The 8,654-nt window shown below is 43.3% G+C and carries 6 protein-coding genes; 5 read left to right on the top strand and 1 reads right to left on the bottom strand.

Annotated elements, in window-relative coordinates; genetic code table 11:
- Nucleotides 1-239: 239 nt before the first annotated feature.
- A complete protein-coding gene (locus QMG11_RS19820) occupies nt 240-2,549 on the bottom strand; it encodes a patatin-like phospholipase family protein (protein WP_281838173.1) in 2,310 nt (769 codons plus the stop codon).
- 167 nt (nt 2,550-2,716) lie between these two features.
- Here QMG11_RS19820 and QMG11_RS19815 point away from each other — a divergent pair, with 167 nt between their 5' ends.
- From QMG11_RS19815 to QMG11_RS19795, 5 genes are all read left to right on the top strand, one after another.
- A complete protein-coding gene (locus QMG11_RS19815) occupies nt 2,717-4,624 on the top strand; it encodes an ABC-F family ATP-binding cassette domain-containing protein (RefSeq protein ID WP_281838171.1) in 1,908 nt (635 codons plus the stop codon).
- A 680-nt stretch (nt 4,625-5,304) separates the two neighbouring features.
- Nucleotides 5,305-5,673 carry a 30S ribosomal protein S12 gene (gene rpsL / locus QMG11_RS19810; protein ID WP_281838169.1) on the top strand — a complete coding sequence of 123 codons (369 nt, stop codon included), beginning with the start codon at nt 5,305-5,307 and terminating at the stop codon, nt 5,671-5,673.
- Nucleotides 5,674-5,695: 22 nt separating this feature from the next.
- Entirely contained in the window at nt 5,696-6,166 is a 471-nt protein-coding gene (gene rpsG / locus QMG11_RS19805) for a 30S ribosomal protein S7 (RefSeq protein WP_281838167.1), read from the top strand.
- A 51-nt stretch (nt 6,167-6,217) separates the two neighbouring features.
- Nucleotides 6,218-8,299, top strand: coding sequence for an elongation factor G (gene fusA, locus QMG11_RS19800; RefSeq protein WP_281838165.1), 2,082 nt, complete (start codon nt 6,218-6,220; stop codon nt 8,297-8,299).
- A 111-nt stretch (nt 8,300-8,410) separates the two neighbouring features.
- Nucleotides 8,411-8,654: GTP-binding protein (locus QMG11_RS19795; RefSeq protein ID WP_281835755.1), on the top strand; the 244-nt coding region annotated here is incomplete at its 3' end.

The following is an 8,654-nucleotide window of genomic DNA, read 5'->3' as shown; positions in this document are numbered from 1 at the left end:
TATCTCCAATAATCAAAGAAGTATTTTGAAAGAATTTGTTTTAAGGGTTTATTTAAAGAACTCATCCCTATATGGTATCAAACTTGCAAGTACAAAAAAAGCTGCCCGTAGGCAGCTACTTTTTATTATTAAGGAAAGCATAGAATTTATAAGATATTTCCTTATCAATTAGTGTTCCAGTTGATTGTCAGGATGCAACGTCACGTTGCTTTTTATTGATTTTATCTAAGGAATGTATCTTAGAATTCATATCCCAAGAAGGCGTTGATAATATAATCGCTTGAGTTAACATCGTTGGTTATAATGAACTCCATGGGACCTATTAGAGTATCCCAACCTATTCCTCCTCCATAACCATAGACAAAGTCATCTCCCAGATCCCTTTCAGATCTGGTGTCGATTATATTGGAAGTGTAGGTTACTGCATTATATCTTCCGATTAAATACAAGTTTTCCTTTACCCTGTACTGTAAGCTACCAGAAGCCATGACAAATTCATCTGCATACTCTCTCATGGTATTCATTCCGTAGAAGGCATAGTATTTTTTTGTCACGTTATTTCTAAGGCCACCTAGCTTGAAGTACTCCTGTCCTGGTATAGAATCTCCGCTTATCTTACCACCGCTGGAAGCAATTCTCAGAGTGAGCTTTTCAGTGGCAGGGATATACCCCTCTACTTCATAGAGACCTCCCCTGTAATCTACCTTATCTCCATCTGGACTGTTTCCTGTAAATGCTGAAGTAATACCGTAGACTCCCCTTGTAGGGAAGTAAGCCTTGTTACGGTTGTCGAAAAGCATAAATATGTTTGGAGAGAAGTAGTCTTCATGACTTAAAAGGGGGTTGAAGCTTCTGTCCCCCTCCCTGTAGGAGTTCTTAACATCCTTATACTCCAGCCCAATACCTACGACATACTTTTCCCAGAAAACAGTTCCCAAGGACAGGGAAGCAGATATGCTTCTGCTCTCCAGTTCACTGACCTTATCGTCCTTGTCGTAGATATGGAGAGGATTGTAGTCGATACCGATTTGTCCTACTCCCAGAAGTTTCAGTCCTCCAAAGGAGTAGCTCGCAAACCTCTTAAAGGCGATGGAAGGATACTCTGACGCTTCAATACTTACTGCAGTATTGGTTTGAGTGCCTCCAAAGTTTGAGATATATCCCAGAAGTCCCAGTGTTACTCCAGTGTCGCTGTTGTAGTTGAGTCCCGCCCTCAACTGAGCAGCGTTGTTTTCATTTACATCCAGGTAGATGGTGTCATCCTCTATCCTGTAGAAGATCCTGTCCACATAGTTCAGGGCATATATTCTCTCCATCCAGAGGGTGAGGTCATCCTTGGATAGCTCTCCATTCTCTTCTTCACCCTTGGGTTTCAAGAAGTTTGCCTGCTGCTCGGTAAAAATATTGGCATTTTCCAGAACAATATTGTTGATGACCACCTTTCTATCCTGGGGGAGGCCACTCCTATCCCTGATCTCCTCGGGATAGCTCAGCTTGGAGAGGGCGTACTCCATCTTCCTTGCTGCTACCTCTCCCTCCAGAATTAAACCGTCCAGGTTGGAGAAGTCTACAGTGGGATGGCTCTTAACATCGGGAACTATGAGGATGTCTGCTAGCTTCTTCTGGTACTCGGTGTTCTCCATTCCCTTGTAGGTGGACATCCTGTTGATTACCTCGATGATATTGCTGTCCTCTGTGATCTCCACATTGTCCGCTGCAATATCCACAGCTATAACTATATCTGCCCCCATCTCTATAACATCCTGAACGGGAAGGTTTCTGGCAAGTCCCCCGTCCACATAGAAGTTTTCCCCGTCTCTCACTGGATCAAGGGCTGTGGGAATAGCCATACTCTTGAAGGCGGCCAGAGCCAGGTCTCCCTCTGAGATGCTTGTAGCCTTACCAGTCTGAAGGTCGGTAGCTATAGCCCTGTATGGGATGGGAAGGTCATCGAAGTCCTCTATCCCCTCAGCTCTCCATAGGAGCTCCTTGAGAGTGAGATACATGGCTTCCCCTCTAAGAACCCCCTTGGGAAACTTGAGGTTGTAGTTTTCATCGATCTCTAAAGAGAGGAAGTACTTCTCCAGCTCCACCTTCTCCTCCAGACTCTGATACTCCCTTCGGGGATCATCCTTAAAGAGGCCGTTCCAGTCCAGGGTAAGGACTATCTCCTCCATCTCCTCTATGGAGTATCCAGAAGCGTAGAGAGCTCCCACTATACTACCGATACTTGTTCCGGTGATATAGTCGATGGGAACGTTATGCTCCTTCAGTACCTTCAGTACCCCTATGTGGGCAGCACCCTTGGCTCCTCCTCCGCTCAGCACAAGACCTATCTTTGGTCTTTCCTCTGAAGCTGTCATAGAACCCAGGGGGTCCTCCATATCGATCTTCATCTTTATATTTTCCAAGGTTTCCATCCTCTTTTTCAGAAGATTCATCTCCTCCTCTATAGCCTTTAGCCTCTCCTCTTTATCCTGTACCATGGTGTTTCCAAGGGACAGGACGGAGCAGAGTATCAAAGCAGTTACAATCAAAAATTTTCGCATAGACTCCTCCCTTTTTGTCGGTATTCTTCTAAGAGGTATATACCCTTCTAAATCTAAAAAACCTTTCATGGGATTTAAAAAGGTGTAATTTCATTAAGTTGGAGACCTCTTAAACTTGTGTTATAATAAATGTTGAAAAATAGAATGTCAATAGATAGGAGAAATAAATGGCTATATTGCAGGTAAATGAACTATATAAGGGGTTTGCTGGGGAACCTCTTCTTAAAGATATAACCTTTTCCATAGATGAAAAGGACAGGATAGGTCTTATAGGTCTCAATGGAGCTGGAAAGACTACCCTTATCAGGATGCTTCTTGAAAGTGAGGAGCATGATCCCAGTCCAGATACCAATAAAAGGGGAACTATATCAAAGAAGGGTGGCCTGAAGATGGGATACCTCTCCCAGCACTTTGACCTCGATGAGGATAGCAGGGTTTTTGATGAACTTATGTCTGTATACTCCTACCTAAAGGAGGACTACGAGAAGATACAGTGGCTTAACAACAGGCTTGCTGTGGATATGGATAACTTCGATGAGATAATGGAGGAGCTCTCGGTGCTCTCTACCAAGTATGAGCAGGAGGAGGGATACGCCATAGAGTATAAGGTGAAGCAGATCCTGACAGGGCTGAACTTCCCTGAATCCCTCTGGAAAAACAGGATAGGGGACCTCAGTGGAGGACAGAAATCCAGGATAGCTCTGGGAAAGATACTCCTAGAGGAACCTGATCTTCTTATTCTGGATGAGCCTACCAACCACCTGGATCTCACAGCCATAGAGTGGCTGGAGAGGTTCCTGAGAGACTACAACAAGGCATTCATCCTTATATCCCACGACAGATACTTCCTGGACAATGTTATAAACAGGGTCTTTGAGCTGGAGAAGAAGACCATAAAGGCATATAAGGGTAACTTTACCGACTTTACCATCCAGAAGGAAGCCTACCTCAGCGGAGCTGTAAAAGCCTATGAGAAGGAGCAGGACAAGATAAAGAAGATGGAGGAGTTCATCAGACGTTATAAGGCCGGGGTAAAGTGTAAGCAGGCCAGAGGTAGGGAGAAGATCCTCAACAGGATGGAGAAGATGGAGGATCCTACAAATACCATAAAGAGGATGAAGCTTAAGTTTGAGGTAAACAGAGTGAGTACCGACAGGGTGGTCAAGGTGGAAAACCTCTCCAAGTCCTTCGACGGTGTGGAGATATTCAGGGATGTAAATCTGGATGTATACAGGGGAGATAAGATAGGTATCATGGGTAAAAACGGTACCGGTAAATCTACCATCCTTAGAATACTTAATGAGCTGGAGAGCAAGGACAGCGGTAGCATCACCTGGGGAGAGAAGCTGGAGATAGGTTACTACGACCAGAACCACAGCGGACTGGATGGCAATGCTACTATAATAGAGGAGCTCATGTTTAACTATCCGCTGAGTGAGGAGCAGGCAAGAACCCTTGCAGGGGGATTCCTCTTCTCAGAGGAGGATGTATTCAAACAGATAGGAAAACTCAGCGGTGGAGAGAAATCCAGAGTGGCTCTCATGAAGCTGATCCTGGACAAGCCCAACTTCATAATCCTGGATGAGCCTACCAACCACCTGGATATCTATTCCAGGGAGATCCTGGAGGAGGCTCTGGAGGGATATGACGGAACCCTTATCCTGGTATCCCACGACAGATACTTCCTTGAAAGTGTGGTAAACAAGGTATATGAGATAACCAAGGATGGAAGTACCCTTTTCAAGGGAGACTATGAAGCCTATAAGAACAGGAAGGAAGAGAAGGTAAAGGGAACTGACAAGGGGCTGGACTACGAGGAGCAGAAGAAGATCAAGAACAGGATCGGTACCTTGGAGAGAAGATATGAGAAGCTGGAAGTGGAGATAGAGGAGCTGGAGCTTGCTAAGGAGGAAGTAGAGGCAAGATACCATGAAGCTGGTAAGAAAAATGATGTGGGAGAGCTCATGGATATCCAGGCTGAGCTGGATGGGCTGGATGAGAAGATCATGCTCACAATGGAGGAGTGGGAAGCCACAAGTCTTGAACTGGAGGAGCTGAAGGAAGCAGCCAGCTAAGGGTGAGTTAGAGGGGTTAATCTATATTAGAAGGATGAAAGCGGACGGTTAAAAGCTTAAGATCAAAGGATTTGCCACTAATTTACACGAATTTTAAAAGGCGAAAGTGTTGTAGAAGTATTTTCAAGGATAAAAATTCTAAAGTGGCTGCAGGCAGTCGTCAAGCTCCACATAATTATAGCATTTCGACTCGTCCGGCAGATTAGGTTCAATCTTGAGCCTTTGGAAAGAGTCGGGAACTACATTTTACTTAAAAAGGCATTTGCCGGAAGGCTTTATTCTTTGATTACTTTTGTATCTAGGTAAAAGGAATGGTAGAACTTTATGGAAGAGTAGCCTTTAGCATGTTTTGATTTCTAGAAATCTCTTGTATTTAAGATAGGGGAATTAAACTGAATTTTTAGAGAGGGGTAAGCCGGTGCTTACCCCTTTTTTTTAGAAAAAACAAGAAATTTTATAAAAAAACAAAAAAAAATATAAAAAAAAATCAGGTTTAAAATGACGCTCAAGGCCAATAATTACAAATACTACGGCACCTGGTGGATCCATAGATTAGCCCTTGTTTTTAAAGGATTTATAGAAAAAAACTGTTGACCCAGAAAAAAACCTCTGATATAATATTCAAGTTATAAATAATTAGAAAAAAATTATTTTTTAAAAATTAGAAGAGGAGGGGAAAAATGCCTACTATTAACCAATTAGTAAAGAGAGGAAGAAAATCTCTTGAAGAGACTAAAAAGTCACCAGCGTTACAAGGTAACCCGCAAAGAAGAGGAGTATGTGTAAGAGTATATACATCAACTCCAAAGAAACCAAACTCAGCCCTAAGAAAGGTAGCTAGAGTAAAGCTTACTAACGGAATCGAAGTAACTTGTTACATTCCTGGAGAGGGACACAACCTACAGGAGCACTCTATCGTACTTGTTAGAGGTGGAAGAACTAAAGACTTACCAGGAGTTAGATATAGAGTAATCAGAGGAGCACTAGATACAGCTGGTGTTGCTAACAGAAAGAAATCTAGATCTAAGTACGGAGCAAAAAAAGGATAATTATCGGGAGGTGAACTAAAAAATGTCAAGAAGAAGAGCAGCAGTAAAAAGAGATGTATTACCTGATTCAAGGTATGGAGATAAGCTTGTAACTAAGTTTATAAACTCAATCATGTTAGATGGAAAGAAGTCACTAGCGGAGACTATTTTCTACGGAGCAATGGACTTAATCAAGGAGAAGACTGGACAAGATGGATACGAGGTATTCACTACAGCTATCGCGAACATTAAGCCACAGGTAGAGGTTAGATCAAGAAGAATTGGTGGAGCTACTTACCAGGTACCAGTAGAAGTAAGAACTGACAGACAGCAGACTCTAGCACTTAGATGGCTAACAGCTTACACAAGAGCTAGAAAAGAGTATGGTATGATCGAGAAGCTTGCAGCTGAGCTAATTGCAGCAGCAAACAACGAGGGAGCTACTATCAAGAAGAAGGAAGATACTTACAGAATGGCTGAAGCTAACAGAGCTTTCGCACACTACAAGTGGTAATATCTTAAATTAAGATAAAGAAGTTTATATATTTAAGGAGGAAAACCCGCAATGGCTAGAAAAGTTTCTTTAGATATGACTAGAAACGTTGGTATCATGGCCCACATCGATGCTGGTAAGACTACGACTACTGAGAGAATCCTACTTTACACTGGAATCACTCACAAGATCGGAGAGGTACACGACGGTGGAGCTACAATGGACTGGATGGAGCAAGAGCAGGAGAGAGGAATCACTATCACTTCAGCAGCAACTACTTGTTTCTGGACAGGACACAGAATCAACATTATCGATACTCCAGGACACGTGGACTTTACTGTAGAGGTAGAGAGATCACTTAGAGTACTTGATGGTGCAGTAGCAGTATTCTCAGCGGTTGACGGAGTTCAGCCACAGTCTGAGACTGTATGGAGACAGGCAGACAAGTACGGAGTACCTAGAATGGCTTTCTTCAACAAGATGGACAGAGTAGGAGCAGACTTCGAGATGTGTGTAAACGACATCAAAGAGAAGCTTGGATCTAACCCTGTACCTATTCAAATTCCAATCGGAGCAGAGGAAGAGTTTGAAGGTGTAATCGATCTTATCGAGATGAAGGAGATCAAGTGGCCTCTAGATACAGAGACTGGACAAGACTTCACAACTTGCGAGATCAGAGCTGAACTAGCTGAAAAGGCTGAGGAAGCTAGAAACTTCATGATCGAGTCTATCGTTGAGACTGACGACGATCTAATGGAGAAGTTCTTCGGTGGAGAGGACATCACTGTTGAAGAGCTTAAGGCAGCACTTAGAAAGGCTACAATCGCAAACGAAATCGTACCTGTAACTTCAGGAACAGCGTTCAAGAACAAAGGTGTACAGCCACTTCTTGATGCAATCGTAGACTTCATGCCATCTCCAATCGACATCGGTGCTATCAAAGGTACTGACATGAAGAATGAGGAAGTAACTATGGAAAGAATGCCTGGAGATGACCAGCCATTCTCAGCACTTGCTTTCAAAATCATGACAGATCCATTCGTAGGAAAGCTTGCATTCTTCAGAGTTTACTCTGGAACAATCGCAAAGGGAACTACAATTCTTAACTCAACTAAAGGTAAGAAAGAAAGAATGGGAAGAATCCTTCAGATGCACGCAAACAACAGAGAAGAGCTTGAGATAGTTTACTGTGGAGATATCGCAGCAGCGGTAGGTCTAAAGGAAGCTACTACAGGAGATACTCTTTGTGACATGGACGCTCCAATCATCCTTGAGAAGATGGAGTTCCCTGAGCCAGTAATCGCAGTAGCTGTTGAGCCTAAGACGAAAGCTGACCAGGAGAAGATGGGAATCGCTCTTCAGAAGCTAGCTGAGGAAGATCCTACATTCAGAGTTCACACTGACGAGGAAACTGGTCAGACTATCATCTCTGGAATGGGAGAACTTCACCTAGATATCCTAGTAGATAGAATGAAGAGAGAATTCAAGGTAGAATCAAACGTAGGTAAACCTCAGGTTGCTTACAGAGAGACTATCACAACTGCAGTTGACCAAGACACTAAGTACTCTAAGCAGTCTGGTGGTAGAGGTCAGTATGGTCACGTTAAGATCACAGTTGAGCCAAACCCTGGAAAAGGATTTGAGTTTGTAAACAAAGTAACTGGTGGAGCAATCCCTAGAGAATACATCCCTTCAGTAGAGAAAGGATGTAAGGAAGCTCTTGAGGGCGGAGTTGTAGCTGGATACCCTATGGTAGACGTTAAAGTAACTCTAAACGACGGATCTTTCCACGAAGTTGACTCATCTGAGATGGCCTTCAAGATCGCTGGATCAATGGCTATTAAGGAAGCAACAGGAAAGTGTAACCCAGTAATTCTTGAGCCTATCTTCAAGGTAGAGATCACTACTCCAGAGGAGTACATGGGAGACCTAATCGGTGATGCTAACTCAAGAAGAGGAATGATCGGTGGAATGACAGATAGAAACGGAGCGAAGATTATCGACGCTAAGATCCCTCTATCTGAGATGTTCGGATACGCGACTGACCTAAGATCAAAGTCACAGGGAAGAGCAACTTACGCAATGGAGTTCTCTGAGTACACTCCAGTACCTGCATCTGTACAGAAGCAGATCAAAGAGGAGAGAGGAAAGTAATTTCCCCCAACCCTTTAAAAAATTAACCGGAACCTCGCAGGAGGTTTCGGTACCTATAAATTAAATGTTCCCCAGAGGAACAAAATATTATATTATCAGGAGGCATTTTCAATGGCTAAAGCAAAATTTGAAAGAAGCAAACCGCACGTTAACATCGGAACTATCGGACACGTTGACCACGGTAAAACAACTACAACAGCAGCAATCTCAAAGGTTCTATCTGACGCAGGACTAGCTGAGAAGGTTGATTTCGAGAACATCGACCAGGCTCCAGAAGAGAGAGAAAGAGGAATCACTATCAACACTGCTCACATCGAGTATGAGACTGCTAACAGACACTACGCTCACGTTGACT

The sequence above is a fragment of the Propionigenium maris DSM 9537 genome (genome assembly GCF_027925155.1).
GTDB classification, from domain to species: Bacteria; Fusobacteriota; Fusobacteriia; order Fusobacteriales; family Fusobacteriaceae; genus Propionigenium; species Propionigenium maris.
This window is presented reverse-complemented; position numbering and strand designations above follow the sequence as displayed.

Excerpts from the sequence above, each read along its gene's own strand:
- QMG11_RS19815 (WP_281838171.1), top strand. The coding sequence starts at position 2,717 with ATGGCTATATTGCAGGTAAATGAACTATATAAGGGGTTTGCTGGGGAA.
- rpsL (WP_281838169.1), top strand. The coding sequence starts at position 5,305 with ATGCCTACTATTAACCAATTAGTAAAGAGAGGAAGAAAATCTCTTGAA.
- QMG11_RS19820 (WP_281838173.1), bottom strand. The coding sequence starts at position 2,549 with ATGCGAAAATTTTTGATTGTAACTGCTTTGATACTCTGCTCCGTCCTG.
- fusA (WP_281838165.1), top strand. The coding sequence starts at position 6,218 with ATGGCTAGAAAAGTTTCTTTAGATATGACTAGAAACGTTGGTATCATG.
- rpsG (WP_281838167.1), top strand. The coding sequence starts at position 5,696 with ATGTCAAGAAGAAGAGCAGCAGTAAAAAGAGATGTATTACCTGATTCA.